Consider the following 25,232-nt stretch of genomic DNA (forward strand, 5'->3'; position numbering starts at 1 on the left):
GCCGGAATAGGGTGGGCGTTACCGGAGCCCGATAACGGAAATTTTCGGTAGTGCTCCAGTATATAACTGATAATTGATTTTGAGAGGATCCGACCGAATTACGTTGGGCAACAACCTGTACTCATGACAAAAACTCGCACGGCAAGAGTGTTTCTATTATCAGTTGTTTTTTAGAGCACTACCAAATTTTCGGTCGGATCCACCGAGATCGATTATCAGTTCTATGCTGGAGGCACTCCCCTCACTCCAGGGCGCGATGGGTGCAGGAACTTATATATTGTCACTCCGCAGTATGGGTGCGAGGTGCCAACGTATGCCCCAATTGGTTACACCGGATATACCCCGGAAAGGTGATGACAGAGACGCGTTACGGGCGTACAACGACGTAATGGCGGAGGACCGGCACGATCCCACAGCCCTGAACAACAAGGGTGTGGCGCTCGAACGGCAGGGCCGCTACGAGGAAGCACTGGCCGCGTTCAGTGCGGCGCTCCTCTACGACAACGATGATGTCTACGCCTGGAACAACCGGGCTGTGATCCTCGCCCGGCTCGGTCGCCCTCAGGAGGCGGTGCTTGCGTGCAGACAGGCGCTCGCGGTCGACCGGTCGTGCATCTTCGCCTGGGTTACCTACGGCATGGTGCTCGGCAGGATTGGAAGATATCAGGATGCTGAATCGGCTCTTGCGGTCGCAGAAGACCTCGACCCGCAGGCCCGGGCGCTCTACCCCGGAAACTCGACGATGACCCGGGCGTGAGCGGAAACATCATCTTTTTTGAACCGCGACGATGCAGCCGACAGGCTCCCCTTCCCGATGCCGTGATGAGGGTTGATGCATCGCCGGGCGCTATATGTGCTGTTGCCCCCGGGTCCGGGAGGTCGATAGTCTTCTTAAGCGCCGGTCCTGTACGTATCGCTCCCGACCAGCCCGGATCGGTTCGTTCATATCGTCGGGCCGCCGGGTTCGTTCGGACCCCTCTGGAAACCCTACGCTTTTATCTTCCTTATCGTAATAGAGTAATACAATCGAGTGCCCTCCGGCACGGAGTCATCCCATGAAGACGCTCATTCTTGCAGGCGGGAGCGGCACCCGCCTCTTCCCGCTATCGAGGGAACACTACCCGAAACAGTTCATCCCGCTGGTCGACGACGAATCCCTCTTCCAGAAGACGGTGAAGAGGGCGCTCCTCTTCTCCTCCCCGCAGGATATCGCCATCGTCACCAACACGGAGCACAGGTTCCTGGTCCGGGACCAGCTTGCCGCCATCGGATGCGACTCACGGGTCCTCGTGGAGCCGGTAGGCAAAAACACCCTGCCGGCGATCTACTACGGCGTCCGGGAGGTCACCCGGGAGGGCGAATCCCAGACTGTCGCGGTGCTGCCCTCGGACCACCTGATCACCGCGACCGGGCCGTTTCATGAGGCGTTCCGCCGGGCGGAGCGGCTCACAAAAGACTATCTGGTGGTCTTCGGGGTGCGGCCGACATCGCCCCACACCGGCTACGGTTACATCCGCCCGGGTGAGCCTCTCCGGGACGGCTCGCTCGTGGACGCCTTTGTGGAGAAACCCGACCTTGCGACCGCCGAGATGTATGTCGCCGACGGCTACCTCTGGAATTCCGGCATGTTCTGCTTTGATGCCGGTCTCTTCCTTGCCGAGTGCGAGGCGTGCGCACCTGAGGTGGTCCGGGCGTTCGAGCACCCCATCGAGGAGGCATACAGGGCAGCCCCCGCCCTCTCCATCGACTACGGGATCATGGAGAGGACCCGGCGGGCGGCGGTCGTGCCGCTTGAAGCCGACTGGAACGATGTTGGGAACTTCGACGCTCTCTACGCCACCCTGCCGAAGAACGGAGACGGCAACGCCGTCAGGGGCGAGCATATGGGTATTGACTCCTCCAGGAATCTGATCATCGCCGACCGATTGATCGCCACCGTCGGGGTCCATGACCTTGCTATCGTCGAGACGAAGGACGCGATCCTGGTCGCCGCCCGGGATGAGGCCCAGCGGGTGGGTGAGATCGCAAAGGCTCTCCGCGAGAAGGGGGACTCCCGTGCGCTCTTCCACACGCAAGTCCACCGGCCCTGGGGCTCCTATACGAACCTCGAAGAGGGGCAGTCCTACAAGATCAAGCGGGTCACCGTCCCCCCGAAACGCCGCCTCTCCCTCCAGATGCACCACCACCGCTCCGAGCACTGGGTGGTCGTCACCGGGTGCGCCGAGGTGACGATCGCCGACGCGACCTATCTCCTCCGGAACGGCGAGTCCACCTTCGTCCCGGCGGGAACGGTCCACCGGCTCGCGAACCCAGGCCTCCTGCCGCTTGAGCTGATCGAGGTGCAGATCGGGGAGTACACCGGCGAGGACGACATCGTGCGGTTCGAAGACGACTTCGATCGGACGTGAGCGCCGGGCATCCCGGTATCCCCCCTCCGGCTCTCCGTTTACCCACGACCAAACCGATATAATCCCGGAATGCATAGAATATAAGGACTGGTACCTATGGTCTCCGGCGGTCCTGGTCTGTTTCTGTCACCCCCGTAGTGTAGTGGTCAATCATGCAGGACTTTGGATCCGGCGACGGCGGTTCGAATCCGCCCGGGGGTATGCGAGTGTCGTATTCAGTATCTCTAGTGCATCGATTCCAAATTATCGGACTTATTTAGTACTCGTCTCCCCTCCCGATGGGGCTGGTGCCGGATCCGGATCTTCCCCGGGCTCTCCCCCTGCGGTGGACCGTGGTGGCTATCGCCATGGGGGGAGAGGCTGACGGGGAGGGGGCCTGCTCCCTCCCCTGTCTCCACTCTCCAGGTATGCCGGTAAACCCCACCCCGCCCGGCCTCCGGCCTCCTCCCCCGCCCTGGGGGCGGGGGAGACCTCCTCGAAACTCTCCGAGTTTCTCATGCTCCCTTCGGTCGCACTCCCCGGCCCTGCAACTTCCCCGGGTTCCACGCAATTCTTAAGGTCTCCCTCCAAAATCATGGATAACCATGGAAAGCGCCGCCCTAGCAATTGAGATCCAGATGAGCCTCCTCCTCTTCCTCGCACTCGCCGGCTACCTTGTGGCATCCCGAATCAACCAGTCAGCGACGATCGGGGCCATTCTCGTGGGGGTCCTGGTCGGGCCGAGCGTGCTCGGCCTGATCACCTACACGGACTTTGTCCAGAGTCTGGCCCACCTCGGGGCGATCATCCTCCTCTTCGTCATCGGTTTTGAGTTTAATATAAGGGATATCATTGATGTGCGTTACGGTGTCATCGCGTTACTCGGCGTGGTCATACCGTGGATAGGTGGCTATGCCACCACCGTCCTCTTTGGGTTCGACTTCGCGAGCGCGGTCTTCGTCGGCACAGCGCTGACCGCGACGAGTATTGCTATCACCGCAAATGTCCTCAAAGAGATCGGTGTGCTCCAGACCGGGGTAGCGAAGGCGATCATCGGCGCCGCGGTCATCGACGATGTCCTCTCCCTCCTGGTGCTCGCCATCGCCACCGACCTGGTGGTGACCGGGGATGTCTCCGTGGTGTCGGTTGTCCTGATGCTCGCGAAAGCCGTGGGATTCATCGTCATCGCCGGTGCTGTCGGCTACTTCGGGATACGAAAGGCCATTGAGCGGATGGACGCAACTTCTCTGGCACGGAAGTATCCTGAGTTCATCTTCATCTTTGCCCTGATGATGGCGTTCCTCTACGCAATGCTCGCCGATCTTGTGGGGCTTTCGGGGATCATCGGCGCGTTCATCGCCGGAGTCGCCTTCGCCGGCGTCGAGCTCCAGCAGAGCAAGGGTGTCAAGGAGGGCGCCGAGTATTTCCAGATCATATTCGCCTCGATCTTCTTCGTATCGCTCGGGATCCTCGCGGATGTCCGTGCACTCACGCCCGACATGGTTCTCTTCCTCCTGGTGCTGACTCTCGTTGCCATCGTCACCAAGGTCATCGGGTGCGGCCTGCCGGCCCGGATGATGGGGATGTGCCGGGAAGACTCCCTCATCATCGGGTTCGGGATGGCGCCGCGGGGCGAGGTGGCGATGATCGTCGCGCTGATAGGGCTGAATTCAGGGCTTATCGGTCAGGGAGTCTTTGTGGTGGTCGTTCTGATGAGCCTGCTGACCACCATCATCACACCGATTGTCTACCGGAACTGGTTCTTCAAGGGCGCGTACTGCGCCACGGAGTAAACCGGGCCGGTCGCCCGAAGCGGGGCGCGGGAAGGAGGAGGTTAGGAAGGCGCCCGCCTGAACGCGCCCCCTATTTCTCTTTTGATAATCGCAGGGCTGGGGGCGGCACGCCTGCTCCCGGCAGGAAAAAGAGAGGCGGGATTGCAGCCCCGGATCACCAGGCTTCTGGAAACGCCATGTTGGTATAGATATCCTCGAGGCGTGCCTTGTGCCCCCGCTCCATCGAGGCGAGGCTCTCGAATAACTCGATCTGCTCTGGATCCACGCTCAGTCCTGCAAGCTGGGTGTACATCTGCATTGCGTCGAGTTCTTTCCGGATAGCGATAACGAGGCCGTCGAGCGGTTTTAAGTCGGCCGAGAGCGGGGGGGTCGCGAGGGCGTCGGCGACCTTGTAGTCCCGCTTCGTGTTGAACCCGAGTTTTGCAGGTTCTTTCAGGAGAAGGCCCTCAAGAGTCTTTCTGTGTTTGCTCTCCTCACCGGCAAGCTCGTTGAAGAGGTCTTTTAAGCTCTCATCCGTGACCTTCTCCCTGACCGTGCGATAGAAGGTGTAGGACTCAATCTCTCTCTCGATGGCGTTCGATATGATAGAGCGGTACTCTTCGGTATCCATGACTTCATGCACCGGTGGGCAGTAGTCTCCGGAGGCTTTAATCTTTTGGGGCGGCCCGCGCTGTATCGCGCCGCTATGGGGGTGGGAGCCGGATGATACCCGCCCTGAAACGTCACACTGGGGAGATGAGTCCGGACTGAGTGGGTGCTGAGATAAACAGGAGATGAGGGGGCCTTGCCCCAAAGGCAATGCCCGGGCTACGAAAAAAGGGTGGTTAGATGAACCGGGGCTTCTGGGAGAGGAGCCGTGGGGTGTAGAGCGGGCGGAAGGGTTTTCCGGCGGTCTCCATCTTCACCGCCTGGATGAGTTCGTCCTCGCTCATAATCTCCTTGTAAGGCTTCTTCTTCTCCGAGAGTTTCCGGATGGTGACCGTGAGCCTGCCGGTCTCGGCCTCCTGGTCGCCGATCACCGCGACGTAGGGCGCCCAGTCCATCCCTGCCTCGCGAACCTTCTTGTTCACGCTCTCTTCCCGGTCGTCGACGTCCGCCCGGATGCAGGCAGCGTTCAGGCGGGCACCAATCTCCTCGGCGAAGCAGATATGCCGCTCCGCCACCGGGACCAGCCTGACCTGCGTCGGGGCGAGCCAGGTCGGGAACGAGGGGACCTCCTGGACCCCGGTCTTCTCGAGCAGCGCGCAGATCACCCGCTCGATCGAGCCCGTCGGCGAGCAGTGGAGGATCGGGGGATGGACCTCCATTCCCTCCGGGGTGTAATACTTGATATCGAACCGGTCTGCGCTCTCGACGTCGATCTGGACCGTCGGGTTCTCGATTGGCCTGCCCTGTGCATCGATCGCCGCGAGGTCTGCTTTAGCGATCCAGTAGTGTGTCCGCTCCGAGAGGACCTCGATCAGCATCGGCACACCTGACTTCGCGACGATCCCCTTCACCCAGAGTTCATACTGGTCAAAGAAGTCCCGGGTGCACCGGAAGACCCCCACGAGCGGGGTCTCGAGGTCCTCGCCGCTCTTCCAGCCTATCGCGAGCTGCTCCTCGAAGGCCGCAAGTGCGCCGTCCGCGTCCCGGCAGAGGGTGTGCATATCGGGCATCGTGAAGGCGCGGAGCCGCTTGAGTCCGATCACTTCCCCCTTCTGCTCGTGCCGGAACGAGTAGGTCGAGAGCTCGTAGAGCTTCATCGGGAGGGTGTTCGGTGAGATATGCATATCGTGCATGATGGAGAACATGCCGAAACACGCCGCGAACCGGAGCATCATATCGCGGTTGCCGCTCTTGAACCGGTACTGCCGTTCCCCGAACTTGGCGGCGTGCTCCGCGATCGCCTGGTCGCCGAGGTCATACATCACCGGGGTCTCTACCGGCATGCCGCCGTACTCGAGCACCCGTGCAAGGACGTAGTCAGCGAGGAGATCCCGGATCAGCTTGCCCCGGGGCATCCAGCGGAGGTTCCCGACGTCCGAGCGCGGCTCGTACTCCACGAGTTCCTTGGCCCGCATCAGGTCCACGTGGACCGGCTCGACCCCTTCCGGCCCCGGATACCCGAGTTCCTTCCGGATCAGGGAGGCGAGGGGTGTGTTCTCCTCCGCGTAGATGGCCGCATCTTTGCGTTCCCCTTCGGGAGTGAAGACGAAGAACTCATGCTGGATCTCTTTCTTCGGGGCAGCCGCTGCTTCGCCGGGCACGATCGTCCGGGAGAGTTCCGAGAGCGGGTGGCCTTTGCAGGAGAGCGAGAAGGCCTTATACCAGCCGAACGGGGCCCGTTTCACAACAAAGTCGCCCTCCCCGGCAACGGTCTCCTCGATACCCCGGAGAGCGCTCACCGCCGCTTCCGGCGATGCAAGGTCGGAGGAGAGGTGGGCATAGGGGTAGATCATGATATTGGTAGTGCCGAGCTGCCGGGCAGTGGTGATGATCTCGTCCGCCGCCTGCCTGACGGCATCCCCGATATTCTCCTCATCGACAGACTCAACCGCACAGAAGACGGCGAGCGCCTCATCAAGGGCGTCTTTTGGGACGACGTCCTCTTCGGCGACCTTCGTCTTCTTCCGGGCCTCGTATTCGATATGATCAGAGTGGATTAGAAGGAGTCGCATTGTTATCCCCAGTTGAATCGTTCAATATCTGTTTTCCTGCTATATAGTGCATAACGCTCTCCGGGCGGGAGCACATGACGTCCCGCCCGCCCCCTCAGCGCCGGGAGGCGGAATGCGCGAGTTTGCCGGACTCCCGGTGGTATGCATCACGCGCGGCGCGCATTCTCGTGGTAGCGGGAGAGGGTCGCCTGCTGCTGGTCCATGTACTTCGCATCCCTCTTCATGTTGTACGGGCGCGCGGCGCGATCCGTGCGGTAGAAGACTAACTGCCCGATCGGCATCCCTGCGTAGACCCGGACCGGCCGTGAGTTCACGTTGCACATCTCGAGCGTGATCGTCCCCCGGAACCCCGCGTCGATCCAGCCCCCCGTCTGGTGGAGCTCGATCCCCAGGCGGGCGATGCTGCTCTTCCCCTCGATGCTTGCCACGACGTCGTCGGGGAGTTCGATCGTCTCCAGGGTCTCGGCGAGGAGGAACTGCCCCGGAGCAAGGACGACAGAGTCGCCCACCATCTCCTCAACGTTCGAGCAGACGCTATCCTTCTCGTAAGGGTCGATCACGGTCTCCCCCGGGACATACCAGACGAAGTGCGAACCGAGCCTGATATCCAGGGAATTGGGCTGGATCAAGCCGGGATCATAAGGTTCCACCCGGATATACCCGCGCCTGATGCGATCTTCTATCTGCCAGTCGACAAGAATCATGCTCCTAGATCTCTCCTTTAAGCCGGTTTATTCTTTGTTGTTTTCGAGATGCCACTCCGTCCGGCGCATCAGCCCGTGAAGTGTGCTCACCTCGCGGATGGTCAGTTTCGTTCGGCCGAGCACCCGGCGGAGGATGATCATCGTGTTCTCCCGCTTGAAGTCCGGGTGGTCTATCCGGTCGAGGAACGCACCGAAGTGCCGGTAGAGCGAATCCATCTCCACCGGCCCCGCGAGGGGATAGGCTCCGCGGGGCAGGTCCGCAAGTTCGTAGCAGAGGATGCCCACCGCGTGGGAGAGGTTCAGGATAGGGTACACATTCGATGTCGGGATGGTACAGATCAGATTTGCCCGCTTCAGTTCCTCGTTTGCGAGGCCCCAGTTCTCCCGCCCGAAGAGGACCGCGACCGTTCCGTCGATATCGGCGACGGCCTCCCGGACCTCCGCCGGCGCGTAGTAGGGCATCCGCATCGGGGTGCAGACGGACTTGCTCACCTCGCCGGTCGTCGCGACAACGAAGTCAAACTCGCGGTAGACCTCGTTGACCGTCATCCGGCGAGCTCCTTCCAGGACATCCCGGGCATGAGAGGCGCGCATCACGGCATCGTTGCCGAGCGGGCAGGGGTTGACCAGCACCAACCGGGTAAACCCGAAGTTCTTCATCACCCGGGCGGTAAACCCGACGTTCCCCTCGTAGAGGGGCTCGACCAGGACGATTGAGACCTCAGGCATGCCTCACTGCACTGCCCGGACCGTCGCCCGGAGCACATCAACCCCTTCCTCGTAGACCGCGTTACCCACAACAATCGTGTCGGCAATGCGGCCCATCTCCGCCGCCTGCTCCGTCGAGCGGATCCCGCCGCCATAGTAGAGGGTGGCATCCTCGATCGCTTCGGATGCCGCCTGCACGATTCTCGGGTCCCCGTAGGTCCCGCTGTACTCGATGTAGACGATTGGGAACCGGAAGTAACGGTCCGCCACCTCCACGAACGCGGCCACATCCTCCTTCGCGAGGGTGCAGTCCGCCCCTGTCACCCGTCCGACGGCGGAGTTCGGGTTGAGGACGATGTAGGCCTCAGGCACCACCTTCTCCCAGTTAACGCTGCTCGCATGGCGAAGCCAGGCGTAGTGCTTCCCGATGATCCAGCGGACGTCATTCGTGTTCATTACGCTCGGCACGAAGAGGTGGTCGATCGCCCCGTCGAATATGGCGCAGTCGGGGCTCGCCGGCTCCACTACCAGCGGCAGTCCGTAGGCAGAGACCAGATCCAGGAGTTCGCGGAGGTTCTCCTGCGTCACGTTCAGGGTGCCCGAGAGCATCAGGGCGTCGGTCCCGCTCGTCACGATCTCCTCGACGACGCCCGGCGGTAGGTGTTTGTCGGGGTCCAGTTTCGTCACGTGTGCCCAGGTCTTCCAGTTCGCGTGCATAAGTGTCACTTCAGATGGCTGATGTAGTCGTAGAGTCTGGCCTTTGCTATACCGGAGATGGAGGAGACCTCCTCCGGGTCGGCCTCACGAAGCGTGGCGGCGTCATAGATTCCCGCAAGGTAGAGCCTCTCCACGGTCGCCTCCCCGATACCCGGAACCTCCAGGAGTTCTTTTCGCCCGCGTTCGAGCGCCACCCTGGAGATTTTTGCCGGGGTGGGGCGCCCGAGGTGCCTGCAGACCGTATCTACATGTTTATGTACGGTCTCCGGATTAATGCCGGTTTTGCTTGAGAGGTAGGGAATGGGGAGGTAGCAGAGGTCATCGGGACTCGCGACGCCTGCGGCCTGGTACTTCTTCAGGCTGACCGCGGGCATCCCGGCCTCCCTGAGGACGCGCTCGTTGCAGAGTCCCCGGGCTGCCTCCAGGAGCTCGCTCGCCCCGGCATCGCCGATGCCGGCCTTTTTCAGGGCGGCGGGATCCACCCGGGAGAGTGCGCGGATATCCCCGATCCCCTGCTCGAGGAGACTTCTCGCGATCTTCGCGTGGCTTCGGCCCTTCCTCGGCGGGACAATCTTCCGGATGAACTTCCTGAGTTCCGAGCGGCGCCGGAGGACCTCAAGCGCATCTTCTGCCTCCTGGATGAGCCGTCCGGCCCCTTCGGCGTCGACACCGACGATCGCCGCGAGATCTCCGGGTTGCATGCCCGCGATCTCGGAGACCGTGTAGATATGGTGCTCATGCAGACGCTGCACGATGTCGTCGGCCATCGAGGGCATCATCCGGAGTGCCTCGACGTTCGAGGCGATATGGCTGCAGAGCGGACAGCCTATTGTCCAGGGCGGGGAGCCCTTCCGGATCAGGCGGACGTGGGAGAGCCCGTGCTCCGGGCAGGTCTCTTCAATCCGGATCGCCCGTCCCCAGGTGCTGCCGGGCAGGCTGATGTTGAACCGGCACTCCGGGTAGCCGGTGCACCCGATGAACTGCGAGACGCCAAGGTGCCGGATCCGGAGATCGTGGCCGCAAGCGGGGCAGGGGCCGAGGGTATGCTCCTCTGCGGTCTGCTCCATGATCTCCCCGCCGATCTCCTTCTCATGCGCCTCAAGTTTGTCAAAGACCCGGTGGAGCATCTCCCGCGACTCGCCGATGACATCGTCACGAGAGCGCTGGCTCTGCTTGATGAGTTGCATATGCTCTTCAAGCGTCCGGGTCATCTCGGGCTCCGTGATCGTATCCGCGTGGTTGTCGAGCGCGTCCGTGACGGCTCGCCCAACGAGCGTCGGGCGGAGGGGGTTCCCCTCCACGTAGCGGCGGGAGACGAGTTTGCCGATCACCTCGTGCCGGGTGCTCTTCGTGCCGAGACCGAGTTCCTCCATCACCTGGATCAGCCGGCTCTGGGAGTAGCGCGCCGGTGGCTGCGTCTGCTTCTCCTCGAGGTTCACCTTCTGGATCGGCAGCCGTTCGCCCGGGGTAAACGCCGGGAGAATATTCTCCTTCGCCTCCGAGTAGGGGTAGACCCGGCGCCACCCGGCGGAGAGGAGTCGGCCGCCCGTAGCCGTGTAGGGTTCTCCGGATGCGTCAAACGTGCATTTGGTGGTCGTCCACGTCGCGTCGGGGGAGAGGGTCGCGAGGAACCGCCGGACAATGAGTTCGTAGACCTTCCACCGGTCCTGACCGAGGGCCTCACGGGTCGCCGCCCCCGCAGGATGGATCGGCGGGTGGTCGGTGCTCTCCTTCTTGCCCCGGGTCGGGACCTCTCGCCGGTGCTGCTGCACCCAGGCAACATCCGCATCGAAGACCCCTCCCCGGAGCGTCTCGAGGACCCCGTTCAGGTCCAGGGACTTCGGATAGACCGTGTTGTCGGTCCTCGGGTAGGATATGTACCCGTTCATGTAGAGGTCTTCGGCGATCCGCATTGCGTTCGCTGCCGAGAGACCCAGGCGACTCGCCGCGACGATGAAGGTCGTGGTGTCGAACGGTGTTGGCGCCCGGTCGTTCTTCTGTCCCTCTTTCACGTTCGTGACCACAAGCGGCTCTTTTGTTCCCGCTTCTGCAGCGAGGGCCGCCTCGTGGTCGGTGAACCGCCCGGCAGTATGCCGCGCCTCCACCGGTTGGCCGTCCTTCTCGGTCGCAAGCGAGAGCATCCAGTAGGTCTGGGGGACAAAGTTCTCGATCTCGCGCTCCCGGTCAACGATCATGGCAAGCGTCGGGCTCTGGACGCGGCCGACGGAGAGGATGTCCCTGCCGCCCCGCCGGGCAGCGAGGCTGATGAACCGGGTCAGCGACGCCCCCCACATAAGGTCGATCGCCTGGCGGGTCTCGCCGGCTGCCGCGAGAGCGAAGTCGAGGTCGGTCAGGTTCTCGAAAGCGGACCGGATCTCCGCCGGCGTTATAGCGGAGAAGCGGGCCCGGTTGATCCTGACCGAGGGGTTCACCGCACGGACGAGCTCGTAAGCCTCCTTACCGATGAGTTCCCCTTCGGTATCGTAGTCGGTAGCGATGGTGACGAGATCTGCCTTCTTTGATAGTTTCTGGATAAGACTGACTATCTTCTTCTCGGTCGGCTTCTTGACGGTGCCCGCATCGATGAGGCTTCTTGGGGTGTTGATCTCGCTCCTCCAGTTCGTGTAGCCTGGCTCGAAGTCCACCTCCACCACGTGCCCTTTGAGGCCCACCACCGTCTTGTTATCGAAGGAGTAGGTGGATACGCTCCCCTCTTTCACCGCCCTCACCTTCTCATTGCCCGCGAGGAGCTGCGCGATCCGGTTTGCCGATATATTCTTCTCTGCGATGATCAGGTGCACTGCGGATTACACCTCGCCTATATCGATTGATTCAGATACGATTCGCCCGAGTTCCCGCGGGTCCGCCCGACCGCGGGTCTCCTTCATCACCTGCCCCACGAGGAAGTTTAAGGCGCCTGACTTCCCGTTACGGTAGTCCTCCACCGCCTGCGGGTTGGCGGCGATAACCGCCTGCACGGTCGCGGTGAAATCGTCTCCCATGGTCTTGCCGAGGTTCTCACGCTTCACGATCATGGCAGGCATCTCACAGGGCCTGCCCGCGGCGCAGGCATCCAGCATCTCTCGTAGCACCTGGACGCCGGCCGCATCAGTGATGGTCTCCGACTTGAGGAGCCCGAGGAGTTCCGCAATGCGGCCGGGCGGGACGGCGGCGATGCTCATGTTGCGGTAGTTGAGCTCCCCGAGGAGGATATCGGCCACCCAGGTGGCGGCGAGCGCCGGATCGAGATGAGCGACCTCCTCATAGAAGTCGGCGAGTTTCGGATCGCCGGTCAGGGTCCGGGCGTGGTTGAGCGATATGCCGTACTGCACCATGAACCGGTTCTTTCGGGCGACAGGAAGTTCCGGGAGGTCGATCTCCGCCACCCACCCCGCGACACGGAGCGGCCGGAGGTCTGGCTCGGGGAAGTAGCGGTAATCGTGCTCCTCCTCCTTGCTGCGGGAGGAGGTGGTGATCCCGCGCCCCTCCATGAAGTGCCGGGTCTCTCTCGTCACCGTCTGCCCGCGCCGGAGCAGGTTCTTCTGCCGGGTCACCTCGAAGGTGAGCGCCTTCTCGACACCCCTGTAGGAGGATATGTTCTTGACCTCAACCCGGACTGAGCCCTCGAGCGATATGTTTGCATCCACACGGAGGGACCCCTCCCGGTCGCCGTCGAAGACACCGAGGTACTCGAGGATCGTCCGGAGTTTGTTGAGGAACCGGCGGGCCTCCTGCGGGGAGCGCATATCCGGCTCGGTGACGATCTCAAGGAGCGGTATGCCGGACCGGTTGTAGTCGACGAGCGAGTATTTCGATCCGCCGCTGACATGGACGAGCCTCCCCGGGTCTTCCTCGAGGTGCACCCGGGTGATCCGGACGATCTTTTCGTGCCCCTCATCGTCCTCGATCTCGACTGTGCCGGCGACCGCGAGCGGCTTGTCGTACTGGGTGACCTGGTAGGCCTTCGGGAGGTCGGGGTAGAAGTAGTTCTTCCGGGCGAACTCTGACTCCTCCAGCACCTCCATATCGAGGGCTTTTGCCACACGGAGGCCGTACTCGACCGCCTTTCGGTTCAGGCGCGGAAGCGCCCCGGGAAGCCCGAGGCAGACCGGACAGCAGTGGGTGTTGGGCTCGTCGTCGCGGTAGTCCGTCGAGCACCCGCAGAAGAGCTTCGTCGCTGTCGCGAGCTGGACGTGGATCTCAAGTCCGACGATCGTCTTCATCTCCTCACCTCCTGCTCGTAGGCAAAGGCAGCGTCGACGACACGCTCGTCCTCAAACTGCCTTCCCATCAACTGGAGGCCCACGGGGAGGCCGTCCACCCTGCCGCATGGGACTGATATTGCCGGGATTCCGGCGAGGTTCGCCGGTGCCGTGAGTATGTCGGCGAGGTAGAGCGAGAGCGGGTCGGTCTTCTCACCGAGCCGGAAGGCCACAGTAGGCATCGTCGGGCCGGCGATGACGTCTGCGTCGCGGAGGGCCCGTTCGAAGTCCTGCCGTATGTTCCGGCGGGCCACCTGCGCCTTCGCGTAGTACCTGCCGGCGTAGCCGGCCGAGAGGGCGAAGGTGCCGAGCATGACCCGGCGCCGGACCTCGGTCCCGAAGTTTGCCTGCCGGAGTTCCTGGTAGGCCTCGTGCCAGGTCTTTCGGGTATCGACCGCCGGACCGTAGCGGACGCCGTCGAACCGCGCGAGGTTCGAGGAGGCCTCGCCCGTGCAGATGACGTAGTAGGCCGCAAGCGCATACTGCATGCCGGGGATGCTCACCGGGACTGTATCGGCCCCGAGGTTATCGAGGACGCCGATGGCGTCCCGGACCGTCTCCGCGACACGGGGGTCCACACCCTCCCCGAAGTACTCCTCAGGTATCCCGATCCGCAGGCCCGCAATGTCGGCCGAAGGCTGGTGGTCATACGGCCGGTCGAGCATCGTCGAGTCGCGCGGGTCGTACTTCGCAATCACCGACATAAGTCTCGATGCGTCCTCCACTGTCCGTGCCATCGGTCCGATCTGCTCAAGGGAGTTTGCGTAGGCGACGAGGCCGTAGCGGGAGACCCGGCCGTAGGTGGGTTTGAGTCCCACGATCCCGCAAAATGCCGCGGGACAGCGGGTGGAACCACCGGTGTCGGTGCCGAGCGCCATCGGGACGAGGCCTGCGGCGACTGCGGCGGCGCTCCCGCCTGATGACCCGCCGGGTACCCGTTCCGTGTCCACCGGGTTCCTGGTGGGGCCAAACGCGCTCGTCTCGGTGGTGGAGCCCATGCCGAACTCGTCCATGTTGGTCTTGCCGACGATCGCGGCCCCTTCTCTCCGGAGGAGTTCCACGACGTGGGCGTCGTAGGGTGGGATGTAGCCCTCAAGGATTCGCGACCCGCAGGTGGTCTGTATGCCCGCCGTGGATATGTTGTCCTTGACCGCGACAGCAACGCCGGCGAGCGCACCGTCGCCGAACGGTGCCTCGCGGCAGGTGGTTATGAAGGCGTTGTAGCGGTCGTCCGGCAGGAAATTCAGGGATCCTGCCACTCACATCACCCTCGGGGCCTTGATGAACCCGTTCTCGGTCGACCCGGCGTTTGCGAGGACCGCCTCCTGCGAGAGGCAGGGCCGGGGTTCGTCCTCCCGGAAGACGTTCGTGATCCCGGCGTCAGGGGCGTTTTCTCCCTGTACAGCGTCGAGAACCTCAAAGTATTCCAGGATCGCGTTGAACTGTCTGGTGAATTCCGGCACCTCATCTTTCGATATGCCGATATCCGCAAGTTCTGCTATATGCTCAATATCGCTCTCAGTTATCATGTTCCGCCCTACTGATCTCCGTTAAGTACCCTTGTACCGACTTTTTATAACCATTTTGACGAGAGAGGCGTTGTATCGTCATCCATATTCCGCTACCGTATTGCATCGCTTTCTTCTCGGCCCGGGCAATTTCCGCGGGAATGTGCCGTTCTGCGACAACCCGCAGGGGATGCTTTCTCACCCCTCCGCGCACCTTCTCGCCCGCCGGGATAGCCCGTGCTGCGCGCACCACCCGGACGTCGATGTAGGGCATCGAGAAGTATACCCCATGGAGCGCCGCCACCGCCTGGTCTCGCGCTCTCTGGCGTGGGTGGTCCGCAACGTCCCGCTCGAGTTCCACCGCGAGGTCCGGCGAGGAGAGGTAGCGGGCGTAGCCGCCGAAGAGCTCGTCGGCCCCCTGCCCGGCGAGGATCCGGGTATAGCCGTGCTCGGCGGCCCGGGCAGCGACAAAGAAGAGGGTCGTCGCGATCGATGCCTCGACCGGATTTGTCGGATCGGGAATCACCCGGACCACCCGGGCGAGCGCCTCTGCGACCTCCTCGTTTGTCGGGGTGACGATCTCAAGGTCAAGCCCCATCATCCGGGCTGCTTTCCCAGCCCATGCGATGTCGTGCGACCCCTCGGTCCCCACCGCCACGCAGGGGAGGCGGGCAAGCCCGGCGATGAGGGCCGAGTCGACGCCGCCGGAGAATGCTACTGCCCCCTCGTCGCTCCGGAGGTTGACCGCAGTGATTATCGCCTCCTCAAGGCTGCAGGGCAGGGGATCCGGGGCTATCCGGCCCACCTCGCGACCGCCGCAGCAGACGGTCCCGGGCGGGACCGGGCCGGGCATGATGCCGAAGGCGTCGCGGGCGGTGCAGTCGTTCCAGGTGAGCAGGAACTCGCCGCCGCACCGGGAGAGCGCCTCCGGCCCCGCCTCGAGCATCCGCTCCACGTCGGCAGGGGAGAGCCCCACCCCGTCACGTTCTATCCAGCCCTTCAGGTTCATGGTCGGTGTATCCTGTAATCCGGCAGGTGGTTGCCATGAGGCGACGGCAGTGCCGTCCGCCCCAAAAAACGGATCATCGTCTGTGTTTGCACTGGTCAACTATAAATATACCCAAAATGTCCGGCGCAAAATGCGCGGCATTCAAGCGATTCCGGCCGGATATGCCCCTCCCCACCGGGCGGAGACATAGACCCGGACCAGGCGCAGGGTTACGGACCCGATCCCGGTTGCTCCGGAGGAAGGCGCTCCGACGGGTCGTCCCCGTCACCCTGGCCGCGCTGATCGTCTTATCACTCCTCTCCGCAACGGGGGTCATGGATGGCGTCGCCGCCGCGTTCGACCCGCTCCTCAGGGCCGTTGGTCTCCTGGGCGAGAGTGCCGCGGCGCTCGTGGCCCAGTTTGTTACCCTGAAGGATGAGTATCCTGCACTCTGGTTACTCGTTCTGGTGATACGTGGTATGTCATTATTCAGGCAGAACAGATCGTTTCTGAGCCAAAACGTGAAGGACGATCGGTAGGTATCGACGTTGGCCTGAACTCATATGCGGTCGATAGTGATGGTGCAGTAATCGAAAATCCTCGCTTTTATGAACAATCGTTAGGCAAGATCAAGAATATTGTCCATGATAGCCGGGAAGCCCCGCCCGAGAGCGCGGGGTAGTTCACCAGCGGTCATTTAGGGGCATGCTCCGGAGATCCATTATTTTCGAATGAATTAAAGCACCGCCCCGACAAACCGATCAGACACCTATGGCACCCGTGACAGACGGCGACACCCTGCTCCTGCATTTCACCAGCACCCGCCCGGACGGTGAGGTTTTTGAAGATACCCGAATGCGTGAGCCGGTTCAGGTGACTCTCGGAAAGCGCCAGATCAACCCCCTCTTTGAGGAGGCGCTGATTGGAAAAGAGCCGAACGAGATGGTAACCGTTGTGCTGCCTCCTGAGAAGGCCTACGGGAAATTTCGCAGGAAACTCGTGGTCACGATAAAGCGCAAGAAGCTGAAACTCGACCACGAACCGGTACCCGGGGAGTTCCTCAGGGTGGAGGTGATGGGAAAACCCTGCCTGGTGACCGTGGTCGACGTGGACGAGAAGAGCGTGACGGTCGACGCCAACCATCCGCTTGCGGGGGAGACGATCACTTATACGATCACGGTCGCGGCAATCCTTCCCCGGATAGGCTAGGTCCTCGTGGAAGCGCCGCTCGACCGGGCTATGAGGATGCTCCTCCACAAGGAAAACGTTGCATCCGGCGAGATCGCCTCTCTGACCCGGAAAGATATGCAAGCCGGAACCTGCTGACAAGTTTCATAAGCCCGTGCGATCGTTACGCGCCATCGTTCGGAGTTGTCACCATGAAAATAATCGGTATCAACGGGAGCCCCCGGGGCGAGAGAAGCGCTACCATGCGGCTCATCGCAGCGGTCCTTGAAGGCGCGGAGGAGAAGGGTGCAGAGGTCGATGTCGTGAACCTCATAGACCTCGACATCAGGTTTCGCAACGCCTGCAGCGCCTGTTTCCAGGAAGGCAGGTGCGCCGAGGAGGACGATTTCCCGGGACTGTACCAGAAGATCAAGGCCGCCGACGGGCTCGTGCTCGGGTCGCCCGTGTACTTCGATCTGGTCACCGGCCAGATGAAACTGCTCATCGACCGGATGGCCGACGGGATCCAGTGCCAGGCGCTCTCCGGGAAGTATGGGTGCTCGGTCTCCACATCGGGCGATCACGCCGAGCAGACGGTCGTCACGTACCTGAACCATGTTCTCCAGATGCTCGGCGCGACGCCGGTCGGCGGCGTGGGGGTCGCGACCGGGAAGGACCAGCATGCCCTGATCCGGGCGGAAGAGGATGCACGTGAACTCGGGAAGACACTCGCCGAAGCGATCCGGACCCGGCGACAGTACCCGGAGATCGAAGCATTCCACCAGCGGTTCCAGAAAAAGTTCAATGCGGTCATCACCGGGGCAAAACCCGAATGGCCGGGCGATTACGAGCACTGGGTCGACCAGGCATGGGTCTGGTGAACCCGCGACAACTCGAAATTCGTCTCGGATCGTTGGTCCCGTGCATCACCCGGGCCCGGCCCGCCGACCCGTGTTGCGGGTCAGCGCTGGCCCCTTCCGGAAAGCTGGGGGAGGACAGGTCCTCCCCAGGTGGTCCCCCTCCAGTGACGGCCGCGTCAACCGCCGCCCCAACGTATATAACGCTTGGGTGCATGAGCCCCGAAGAGAGACCCGCTCTGTCGGGCCTCTGAGCAGCCATAGGAGGTCATGAGGTATGCCTGATTTTACAAACCCGTTTGCCGGAAACCACATGGAACGCAGACTGGACCGGGGAGAACTTATCCGGACGATCCGGTTCTCGATCGCCGCCGAATACGAGGCGATCCAGTTCTACGACCAGATCGCTGAATCGACCGACGACCCGCTGGTCCAGAAGGTGATGCGTGATGTCGCAAACGAGGAGAAGGAGCATGCAGGAGAGTTTCTGCGACTTCTCCGGGAGATCGAGCCCGCCGAGGATGAGTTCTATCAGCACGGCTACGCTGAGGTCGAGGAGATGATCGAGGAGTTGAAGGGCGGGAAGTGATCAGCGTTCCCGGTCACCTCTATGCCGGGATCACCCAGCCGCCCGGCCGGGAAACGTTGAACGCCCATCCACAATGAAGGCAGGTCGTTTCCGCCCGCAGCCAGAACGCCGGTGGGTGAACCGTCTGTCGGGAACCGCCCGTTGAGCATTCCATGCCCCGCTTCAGTGCAGTGACCAAAATAATGAAATACTGGGGGTACTCAAGATTGGAGCGTTAATGATCACCCCCGACAATCGGGAGGCTTGTGAAGATGAAGAAAGGATTTGTAGCAGATATCGAGAAAGAAACCGTAAAGAACACTGATTTCCGCAGGGTCCTCTATACGGGGAAGTTCAGCCAGCTCGTGCTGATGTGCCTCAAGCCCGGTGAGGAGATCGGCGAGGAAGTGCATGACGACGTCGACCAGTTCTTCCGGTTCGAGGAAGGGGAAGGGGCTGTCGTGATCGACGGCGTGAAGCACACCGTCAAGGACGGCAGCGCCGTGGTCGTGCCGAGCAGCGCGAAGCACAACGTGCTCAACACCTCAAAGACCGCCAACCTCAAGCTCTACACGATCTACTCCCCCCCCGAGCACCAGGACAAGGTCGTGCGAAAGACTCGTGAAGAGGCCATGGCCAAGGAAGAGCACTTCGACGGGAAGACGACGGAGTAACTCTTCCCCGAGAGACTCAAACGTTCAATCCCTATTTTTAGCAGTCGTTACCTCGACGTCAGCGCGAATGTGCCCCTCCGTTCAGGACGGTTCCCCCGCACTGGCACGCTGTCTCCTGGAGGTGCCCGTCCCCTCCCTCCCGGGAAAGAGCAAGCCTACGGCCTGCTGCCCCAATGATGAGATAGTCACTCCCGTTCGATCTCGCCGCCTGCCTCCCGGATCGTCGTCTCGATGTGCCGGAGCAGGTCGGCGTCGTGGGTGGCGAAGTCGAGCATGGGAAAGCCCGCCACGAGGGGGATGGGCTTGAAGATCGCAAGCGGCGCTTCTCCGCCCTTTTCCGGGCTCTCGCCCGGGGCGATGACGGCGGTCGTCCCATCAGCCCAGACGGCGAGGTTCCCGTAGCCCTGTGCATCCCAGATCTTCCGAATAATCTCACGCGTGTAGAGCATCCTCTAGTCCCGGAAGAGAGCTGCCCGGAGAAGATATCAACCTTCCGTGACGGTAGCGCCGGGCATAGCAGGAAGAGCACCCCTATCCCCGGCAAGGGTGGGGGTCTTTAGAGGATACTTACCTGGCCGGCGGCGCGTCGCCCACCCTGCTCTCTATAGGGGGCGCTTGCTCTCCTGCAAAGAGATGGTCGACACCCAGGATCGTGTTCACCCACGCCCAGTCGTCGCTCGACTGGATGACCGAGAGAACGATGAGCGTGAGCGGAACGGCGAAGATCATCCCCGCAACACCGAGAATCCATCCCCAGAAGATGACCGAGAGGACGACCACAAGGGCAGGGATATCGAAACGCCTCGATGCGAAGTGCGCAAAGATCGGGTTCTCCACGAGCGCATTTAAGACAACGACGGCGGCAATCACTGCGACCGCCCCCCAGAGCCCAAACTGCAGCCAGGCAAAGAAGATCGCCGGGAGTGCCGCGATGATCAGGCCGATGTAGGGGATGTACGAGAGCAGGAACGTCAGCACTCCCCAGAGAACGGCTGAATGCACCCCCATAACCCAGAGGAACGCACCGAAGAGGAAGCCGTGGACGAGGTTTGCCTCGGTCCTGACGATGACAAAATCGATCAGAAACCTGCTCATGCGAGAGAACGCCTCGACGCTCTCGGACCTGATTCCCGTCACCTTCCGTATACGGCCGGGCACCCGCGGTACCTCAAGGAGCATAAAAAGGGTCGTTACCGCTATGAAGAAGAGGTAGAGGAGAAGGTCTGCGAGGCTTATGGCGGATGAAGAGAGGATTCTGGCAAATCCCTGCAGGTCGATCGAACCTGGGGAGATCGAGCCCGTGCTGACCCCGAATCTCTCGAATACGGCGAGGATCTCCGAGATTCTTATGGTCAGCACCTGCTGGTAAAGGGGGAGACCCGATATCAGGCTTTCAAACGAGAAGAAGACAAGATAGCAGACCAGCAGGACTGCAAGGAAGGCGATGACGGCGACCACGCCGACGGCGGCGACTTCGGGGAGGCCCCTCGAGCGGAGCGCTTTCGTCGCGGGATACGCGAGCATGGCGAGGATCAGCGATACGGCGACGATGGTGGCGATGTACGAGATCAACTGGACTCCGACGATGAGGAATACCGCCGCCGTCAGCAGGAGTACGGTGCTTGCGGACCGGGAAAGAGTTGGAGTTTCTGCCATCCTGAGTGACGTGTTTTAACGGCGACTATATGAATGCAGCGAAATGCACCGGAACCCCCTGCCGTATCGATTCTCCGTGGAAGCGTCAAGGTTCGCCGGCAAAACCGTAGTTCAGCGTACCCGCTCAAAACAACGAGGAGTCAATATTAAGGCGCCTTGAGCATGAGTTATATCCACAGATGGTGCTCACCCTCGAAATCATATTTCTCGGCGTATCGTTGCTCTTCCTGATCAGCATCATTGCAAATAAGTTCTCAGAGAGGCTCGGCGTCCCTGCGCTCCTCATCTTCCTCGTCGTCGGTATGCTGGCGGGTTCCGAAGGGCCGGGCGGTATTCCGTTCGACGATCCGGTGATTGCCCAGACGATCGGGGTTATTGCACTTGCATACATCCTCTTCTCCGGCGGCCTCGACACCCGGTGGGAGCAGATCCAGCCTGTTCTCTGGCCGGGGATCGCCCTCTCCACGGTCGGCGTTGTCCTGACCGCGGTCCTGCTCGGCGCATTTGCCGTCCTGGTCCTTGGCTTATCCCCGCTTACGGGCTTCCTTCTCGGGGCGGTTGTCTCGTCCACCGATGCGGCAGCGGTCTTTTCGGTCCTCCGCATGGCAAGAGCACGCCTGCAAGGAAACCTGCGGCCATTCCTCGAGTTTGAGTCGGGGAGCAACGACCCCATGGCGGTCTTTCTCACTACCGGTATCATCGCTCTGATCCTTACTCCGGGCTCATCGGTGCTTGCTCTCATCCCGATGTTTGTGCAGCAGATGGTAGTCGGAGGCCTGCTCGGCTACGGGCTTGGCAGGTTCGTCGTATTTCTCATCAACCGCCTTAAACTGGAATCCGAGGGACTGTATCCGGTGCTCAGTCTCTCCATGGTGCTGCTGACGTACGGACTGACCGCTACCGTTGGGGGAAACGGATTTATTGCGGTCTACGTCGCCGGGCTTGTCATGGGCAACAGCATCGTCGTCTATAAAAAGAGCCTGATCCGGTTCCACGACGGGATTGCATGGTTGATGCAGATCGTTATGTTCCTTGCGCTCGGCCTGCTCGTCTTCCCTTCAGAGCTTGTACCGGTGATCGTTCCCGGCGTTCTCACCGCCTTCTTCCTGATCCTGGTTGCACGGCCGGTTGCCGTCTTGCTCACACTTCTTCCCTGGAAGATGCCGATGAACGAGAAGGCCCTGGTCTCCTGGGTGGGGCTGCGGGGGGCCGTCCCGATCATCCTCGCGACCTACCCCCTTGTTGCAGGAGTGCCGGACGCAGATATGATCTTTAATATCGTCTTCTTCATCGTCCTCGTCTCGGCGCTTGTTCACGGGACATCGATCCCCTCCGTCGCCCGGTGGCTCGGCCTTGCCGCTCCTCTCCAGGAGAAGCGCAAACTCTCCCGGGAGTTCGATGTGGATCCCGATACACCCAGCGAACTGATCGAGCTCGTTATACCTCCCGACGCCCCGGCTGTCGGGAAGCAGGTCGTCGACCTCGGGTTACCAAAAGGCGCGCTCATCATCCTCATGCAGAAAGGGGATGAACGGTTTGTCCCGGGCGGCAGCACCGTCATCGAGGCCGGCGATACGCTCCTCCTGCTGACGACCGACGACCTGGTGGAGAATGTCCGCGCCAGATTCTCGAGCGAAGGGGAATCAAACGATACGTTCCGCTCCAGAGCAGGCTGAATGGGTGAAGGGGCGTAAGGCTGTCCGACGTCGCCGGATGATGCCGGACGGTCACCGACCCCCCTGTGTTGGATTCATCCCGGAATGCTATCGGAAGCTGCCCGCACGGGGCCGGGGGGGCGAGGACCTCTGCGGTCATTCTGGAGATCTCGATCCCGCTCCGCCAATTTGAGCGTGAACCTGAACGCCGCCCCCTCACCCGGGCATCCCCGGAGTCGGTCCTCGATCCAGATCCGTCCACCGTAGCGCTCGGTGAGCGTCCTGCAGATGAAGAGGCCGAGCCCATCGCCCCTCCCCCGGGCTTTCCCCCGCTCGAACCGGTTGAAGAGTTTCTCCTTCACGTCGTCGGGCACGCCAGGTCCGTTATCTTCCACCGAGACCAGCACCTCATCGTCCCGCTCCTCCGCCCTGACGACGATCTCCACGTCAGGGCTGCCGAACTTGACGCTGTTGCCGATGAGGTTCGTAAAGATCGTCGGCAGGAGGTTGTCCGCCAGGACCTCGAGCGGCGGAACCTCCTGCCGTATCGATGCTCCACGGAAGCTTCTGATCTCCTCCCTGACGATCGCGTTGAGGTCCACCGGCGATAATCCCGCCGATCTGGTGTGAATCCGCCGGATCGTCGCCACGTTCATGAGAATCTCAGTGCTCCGCGCGATGCTGTCGTGGAGTTTCCGGGCGTAGGTCTTCTCGGTGCCCTCGAGCAGGTCGAGCATGAGATCAGCGTAGATCCCGGAGACATTGTTCGCGTTCCTGATATCGTGCGTCATGATGTCCAGGTAGAGGTTCGCCTCCCGGTGGGCCTCTTCGAGACTGGCGATCAGCCTGTTCCGCTCCTCCTCAGCCTGCTTTCGGTCGGTGACGTCACGTGCGTTCACGATGAACCCCCGCTCGTTCCCCTCCCGGAGCAGGTTCGCACCCGTAACGTCGAGGATGATCCACCGGCCGGCAGAATCCCTGACCCTGACCTCGAAGGTGAGTCTCACCGAAGGCCGGGCCGCTCCGGTTCTCATCGCCTCCACCACCTCTGGTGCGTCATCAGGATGCGTAAGGTCGAGTACGTTCATGCCGATGAGGTCATCAGGGTTGTAGCCTCCGATCCGCTCCACTGACGGGCTCGCGTAGGTGATCCGCCCTCTCATGTCGAGGAGTACGATGATATCCGACGCGTTCTCGATGAGGGAGCGAAAATGCGCCTCGCTCTCCTGCAGAACCCGGTTAAGGCGCGCCAGTTCGTCGCTTTTCTCCAGGAGCTGCTCGGCGGCATCATGCAGGTCTACGTTCTGGACCTCTAACTCTTCGGCGAACCGCTGCAGCTGCTCCAGGAACTCCTGCCTCTGCGCTTCCGCCCGCTTCAACTCCGTGATCTCTGTTCCGACGGCTATAACTCCGGTGACGTCTCCCTGCGCGTCCCGCAGGGGTGTCTTTGTGGAGTAGTAGATCCGGTCGCCGACCGCTTCCTCGAAGGTCTCGGTAGTCCCGGTCTCCATAACGCGCTGTTCGTTGGCCACGACGGGTCCGCCGATCTCGGGGCCGAGGAGTTCAATCTTCGATCTGCCGAGCACCTCGGAGGCGGGTCTGCCGATCGTCCTGAGCACGGCAGGGTTGCACATCACGACATGGCTCCGGCGGTCGGTGGCGTAGATGGGCGCCGGTGTATTCTCGCAGATGGCACTCAGGATTGCATTAGTCTTCGCGAGTTCGCCCGTGCGCTCGACTACGCGCTGTTCGAGCGTCTCGTTTACCTTCTGCAGTGCCTCCTCGGCCCGCTTACGCTTGGTGATGTCTATGCCCACCTCCAGTATGTGGGATGTACCATCCGCGTCGGTGAAGGGGAAGTCGAAGATGTCGTAATCGCGTCCGTCCGGACCGGTCCACTCCCAGTGGTGGGGCGCTCCTGTCTTCATGACGCGGTATGATTCGCAGTTCTCGCAGGGCTCCGTGCGCCCGAAGAGGTATTCGAAGCAGCGCCGGCCTTCGGGTTCCCCGAACTGCTCCCGGAAGAAGCGGTTGGCAAAGGGCATGTGATAGTCCGGCGACAACAGGATCACATATACCGGCAGCATCTCCAGGACGCTATAGAGATGTTCCCGCTCTGCTCTCACCGCCTCCTCTGCGGGAGCGCGCTCGGTGATCTCGGCCTGCAGGGCCTCGTTGGTCTTCTGGAACTCGAGGGTGCGTTCTCGGACACGCATCTCCAGTTCGTCGTGAGCTCTCTGCAGCGCCTCTTCGGCCTGCTTGCGCTCGGTGATATCCTGCCCCTGGGCGATGACTGAGGCGACTGTTTTCCGATCGCTCTCATACAGGGTGGCGGAGTTCCACAGGACGGTCCTGATCCTACCGTCTGCCGTGAGTATGGGGATCTCGACGACCTCCCATCGCTCCCCGGCCGTCGTCTTCCGGACGAGGTCCATCAGTTCTTCCCGTCGGGCAGCGGGGAAGAAAACTGCCGGGGGCTGCCCGATGACCTCGTCCGCGGCCCGCCCCGTCAGCCGTTCGAAGGCGTTGTTGAACCTGGTGATCCTGAGTTCCGCATCCCAGACAATGATAGGGACGTTGGCGTACGCGATCAGGCTTTCCAGGTGTTGGGCCATTTCGTCCATTTCTTCGAGTGATTCGCAATTGAATGTCAAAATATGGATTCTCCTTCAGAAGATGTATCACCGGGAGTCCGCATCAACTGCCCGGAACGTTTGCCGGTTCTATCGTTCTCCGTTCCAGTGTACCACATCTTCGCTCTCGGGCGTCGCGTGGATTCGCTCTTCTACGGGCAGTATTCTTCTGCTGCATAATGAGTGTCTTCATACATCCGGGATCCCCGATTGCGATCCCGGATAGAAGAGTTCCGCCTGGTACGGCTTCCCCTGATCCGGGGGGCAGTTCTCACAGGGCCCTGCCGCAGGGGAT

Annotated in this window: 22 protein-coding genes and 1 tRNA gene; 10 read left to right on the forward strand and 13 right to left on the reverse strand. The window is 61.8% G+C overall.

The window, feature by feature from the left end; genetic code table 11:
- Window positions 1-313: 313 nt before the first annotated feature.
- The 4 genes from BP846_RS05630 to BP846_RS05645 all read left to right on the forward strand — a co-directional run bounded on the left by BP846_RS05630 (window position 314) and on the right by BP846_RS05645 (window position 4,180).
- Window positions 314-757 (forward strand): tetratricopeptide repeat protein, encoded by a 444-nt coding sequence (locus BP846_RS05630; protein WP_292393265.1) that lies wholly within the window; start codon window positions 314-316, stop codon window positions 755-757.
- 298 nt (window positions 758-1,055) lie between these two features.
- Complete coding sequence (locus BP846_RS05635) at window positions 1,056-2,408, forward strand: mannose-1-phosphate guanylyltransferase/mannose-6-phosphate isomerase (RefSeq protein ID WP_292393267.1); 1,353 nt, start codon at window positions 1,056-1,058, stop codon at window positions 2,406-2,408.
- Window positions 2,409-2,536: 128 nt separating this feature from the next.
- A tRNA-Gln gene (locus BP846_RS05640) sits at window positions 2,537-2,609 on the forward strand.
- Between the two features lie 383 nt (window positions 2,610-2,992).
- Window positions 2,993-4,180 carry a cation:proton antiporter gene (locus tag BP846_RS05645; protein ID WP_292393269.1) on the forward strand — a complete coding sequence of 396 codons (1,188 nt, stop codon included), beginning with the start codon at window positions 2,993-2,995 and terminating at the stop codon, window positions 4,178-4,180.
- Window positions 4,181-4,334: 154 nt separating this feature from the next.
- Here the strand turns inward: BP846_RS05645 and BP846_RS05650 are convergent, their stop codons facing one another.
- The 10 genes from BP846_RS05650 to BP846_RS05695 all read right to left on the reverse strand — a co-directional run bounded on the left by BP846_RS05650 (window position 4,335) and on the right by BP846_RS05695 (window position 15,847).
- Window positions 4,335-4,802, reverse strand: a complete 468-nt coding sequence (locus BP846_RS05650) for a ferritin-like domain-containing protein (RefSeq protein WP_292393272.1) — start codon at window positions 4,800-4,802, stop codon at window positions 4,335-4,337.
- 202 nt (window positions 4,803-5,004) lie between these two features.
- On the reverse strand, window positions 5,005-6,840 hold the full coding sequence (locus tag BP846_RS05655) for a threonine--tRNA ligase (RefSeq protein WP_292393274.1): 1,836 nt from the start codon (window positions 6,838-6,840) through the stop codon (window positions 5,005-5,007).
- Window positions 6,841-6,986: 146 nt separating this feature from the next.
- Entirely contained in the window at window positions 6,987-7,544 is a 558-nt protein-coding gene (gene dcd / locus BP846_RS05660; protein ID WP_292393276.1) for a dCTP deaminase, read from the reverse strand.
- A gap of 27 nt (window positions 7,545-7,571) precedes the next feature.
- Window positions 7,572-8,273: an RNA methyltransferase gene (locus tag BP846_RS05665; protein WP_292393278.1), complete on the reverse strand. Its 702-nt coding sequence runs from the start codon at window positions 8,271-8,273 to the stop codon at window positions 7,572-7,574.
- Between the two features lie 3 nt (window positions 8,274-8,276).
- Complete coding sequence (locus BP846_RS05670; protein ID WP_292393280.1) at window positions 8,277-8,969, reverse strand: phosphoglycerol geranylgeranyltransferase; 693 nt, start codon at window positions 8,967-8,969, stop codon at window positions 8,277-8,279.
- A gap of 5 nt (window positions 8,970-8,974) precedes the next feature.
- Window positions 8,975-11,770 (reverse strand): DNA topoisomerase I, encoded by a 2,796-nt coding sequence (locus BP846_RS05675; protein ID WP_292393283.1) that lies wholly within the window; start codon window positions 11,768-11,770, stop codon window positions 8,975-8,977.
- Between the two features lie 6 nt (window positions 11,771-11,776).
- Entirely contained in the window at window positions 11,777-13,192 is a 1,416-nt protein-coding gene (gene gatB, locus BP846_RS05680) for an Asp-tRNA(Asn)/Glu-tRNA(Gln) amidotransferase subunit GatB (protein WP_292393284.1), read from the reverse strand.
- Window positions 13,189-14,490, reverse strand: a complete 1,302-nt coding sequence (gatA, locus tag BP846_RS05685; protein WP_292393286.1) for an Asp-tRNA(Asn)/Glu-tRNA(Gln) amidotransferase subunit GatA — start codon at window positions 14,488-14,490, stop codon at window positions 13,189-13,191. The genes gatB and gatA overlap by 4 nt, the downstream gene beginning before the upstream one ends.
- A complete protein-coding gene (gene gatC / locus BP846_RS05690) occupies window positions 14,491-14,760 on the reverse strand; it encodes an Asp-tRNA(Asn)/Glu-tRNA(Gln) amidotransferase subunit GatC (protein WP_292393288.1) in 270 nt (89 codons plus the stop codon).
- A complete protein-coding gene (locus BP846_RS05695; RefSeq protein WP_349680757.1) occupies window positions 14,750-15,847 on the reverse strand; it encodes an asparagine synthase C-terminal domain-containing protein in 1,098 nt (365 codons plus the stop codon). Before BP846_RS05695 ends, gatC begins: the two co-directional genes overlap by 11 nt.
- A gap of 128 nt (window positions 15,848-15,975) precedes the next feature.
- On the opposite strand from BP846_RS05695, the gene BP846_RS05700 reads away from it, so the two are divergent.
- From BP846_RS05700 to BP846_RS05720, 5 genes are all read left to right on the forward strand, one after another.
- A complete protein-coding gene (locus BP846_RS05700; protein WP_292393290.1) occupies window positions 15,976-16,266 on the forward strand; it encodes a nucleoside recognition domain-containing protein in 291 nt (96 codons plus the stop codon).
- Between the two features lie 232 nt (window positions 16,267-16,498).
- Entirely contained in the window at window positions 16,499-16,936 is a 438-nt protein-coding gene (locus BP846_RS05705) for an FKBP-type peptidyl-prolyl cis-trans isomerase (protein ID WP_292393292.1), read from the forward strand.
- 170 nt (window positions 16,937-17,106) lie between these two features.
- The gene (locus BP846_RS05710) at window positions 17,107-17,775 is read left to right on the forward strand and encodes a flavodoxin family protein (protein ID WP_292393294.1); all 669 of its coding nucleotides are present in this window, start codon (window positions 17,107-17,109) and stop codon (window positions 17,773-17,775) included.
- A gap of 289 nt (window positions 17,776-18,064) precedes the next feature.
- Window positions 18,065-18,340: a ferritin family protein gene (locus BP846_RS05715; RefSeq protein ID WP_292393296.1), complete on the forward strand. Its 276-nt coding sequence runs from the start codon at window positions 18,065-18,067 to the stop codon at window positions 18,338-18,340.
- Between the two features lie 251 nt (window positions 18,341-18,591).
- A complete protein-coding gene (locus BP846_RS05720) occupies window positions 18,592-18,993 on the forward strand; it encodes a cupin domain-containing protein (protein WP_292393298.1) in 402 nt (133 codons plus the stop codon).
- 185 nt (window positions 18,994-19,178) lie between these two features.
- Here BP846_RS05720 and BP846_RS05725 read toward each other — a convergent pair whose 3' ends face one another.
- The gene (locus BP846_RS05725) at window positions 19,179-19,442 is read right to left on the reverse strand and encodes a hypothetical protein (protein ID WP_292393300.1); all 264 of its coding nucleotides are present in this window, start codon (window positions 19,440-19,442) and stop codon (window positions 19,179-19,181) included.
- A 118-nt stretch (window positions 19,443-19,560) separates the two neighbouring features.
- A complete protein-coding gene (locus BP846_RS05730; RefSeq protein ID WP_292393301.1) occupies window positions 19,561-20,649 on the reverse strand; it encodes an AI-2E family transporter in 1,089 nt (362 codons plus the stop codon).
- A gap of 179 nt (window positions 20,650-20,828) precedes the next feature.
- Here BP846_RS05730 and BP846_RS05735 point away from each other — a divergent pair, with 179 nt between their 5' ends.
- The gene (locus tag BP846_RS05735) at window positions 20,829-22,325 is read left to right on the forward strand and encodes a potassium/proton antiporter (RefSeq protein WP_292393303.1); all 1,497 of its coding nucleotides are present in this window, start codon (window positions 20,829-20,831) and stop codon (window positions 22,323-22,325) included.
- A 74-nt stretch (window positions 22,326-22,399) separates the two neighbouring features.
- Here the strand turns inward: BP846_RS05735 and BP846_RS05740 are convergent, their stop codons facing one another.
- Window positions 22,400-24,928 (reverse strand): PAS domain-containing protein, encoded by a 2,529-nt coding sequence (locus tag BP846_RS05740; protein WP_292393305.1) that lies wholly within the window; start codon window positions 24,926-24,928, stop codon window positions 22,400-22,402.
- Between the last annotated feature and the right edge of the window lie 304 nt (window positions 24,929-25,232).

The sequence above is a fragment of the Methanoculleus sp. UBA303 genome, from assembly GCA_002501655.1.
Lineage (GTDB): Archaea > Halobacteriota > Methanomicrobia > Methanomicrobiales > Methanoculleaceae > Methanoculleus.

Coding starts and splice junctions, on each gene's coding strand:
- BP846_RS05630 (WP_292393265.1), top strand. CDS start 314: ATGCCCCAATTGGTTACACCGGATATACCCCGGAAAGGTGATGACAGA.
- BP846_RS05635 (WP_292393267.1), top strand. CDS start 1,056: ATGAAGACGCTCATTCTTGCAGGCGGGAGCGGCACCCGCCTCTTCCCG.
- BP846_RS05645 (WP_292393269.1), top strand. CDS start 2,993: ATGGAAAGCGCCGCCCTAGCAATTGAGATCCAGATGAGCCTCCTCCTC.
- BP846_RS05655 (WP_292393274.1), bottom strand. CDS start 6,840: ATGCGACTCCTTCTAATCCACTCTGATCATATCGAATACGAGGCCCGG.
- dcd (WP_292393276.1), bottom strand. CDS start 7,544: ATGATTCTTGTCGACTGGCAGATAGAAGATCGCATCAGGCGCGGGTAT.
- BP846_RS05665 (WP_292393278.1), bottom strand. CDS start 8,273: ATGCCTGAGGTCTCAATCGTCCTGGTCGAGCCCCTCTACGAGGGGAAC.
- BP846_RS05670 (WP_292393280.1), bottom strand. CDS start 8,969: ATGCACGCGAACTGGAAGACCTGGGCACACGTGACGAAACTGGACCCC.
- gatB (WP_292393284.1), bottom strand. CDS start 13,192: ATGAAGACGATCGTCGGACTTGAGATCCACGTCCAGCTCGCGACAGCG.
- gatC (WP_292393288.1), bottom strand. CDS start 14,760: ATGATAACTGAGAGCGATATTGAGCATATAGCAGAACTTGCGGATATC.
- BP846_RS05705 (WP_292393292.1), top strand. CDS start 16,499: ATGGCACCCGTGACAGACGGCGACACCCTGCTCCTGCATTTCACCAGC.
- BP846_RS05710 (WP_292393294.1), top strand. CDS start 17,107: ATGAAAATAATCGGTATCAACGGGAGCCCCCGGGGCGAGAGAAGCGCT.
- BP846_RS05715 (WP_292393296.1), top strand. CDS start 18,065: ATGGAACGCAGACTGGACCGGGGAGAACTTATCCGGACGATCCGGTTC.
- BP846_RS05720 (WP_292393298.1), top strand. CDS start 18,592: ATGAAGAAAGGATTTGTAGCAGATATCGAGAAAGAAACCGTAAAGAAC.
- BP846_RS05725 (WP_292393300.1), bottom strand. CDS start 19,442: ATGCTCTACACGCGTGAGATTATTCGGAAGATCTGGGATGCACAGGGC.
- BP846_RS05730 (WP_292393301.1), bottom strand. CDS start 20,649: ATGGCAGAAACTCCAACTCTTTCCCGGTCCGCAAGCACCGTACTCCTG.
- BP846_RS05735 (WP_292393303.1), top strand. CDS start 20,829: ATGGTGCTCACCCTCGAAATCATATTTCTCGGCGTATCGTTGCTCTTC.
- BP846_RS05740 (WP_292393305.1), bottom strand. CDS start 24,928: ATGGACGAAATGGCCCAACACCTGGAAAGCCTGATCGCGTACGCCAAC.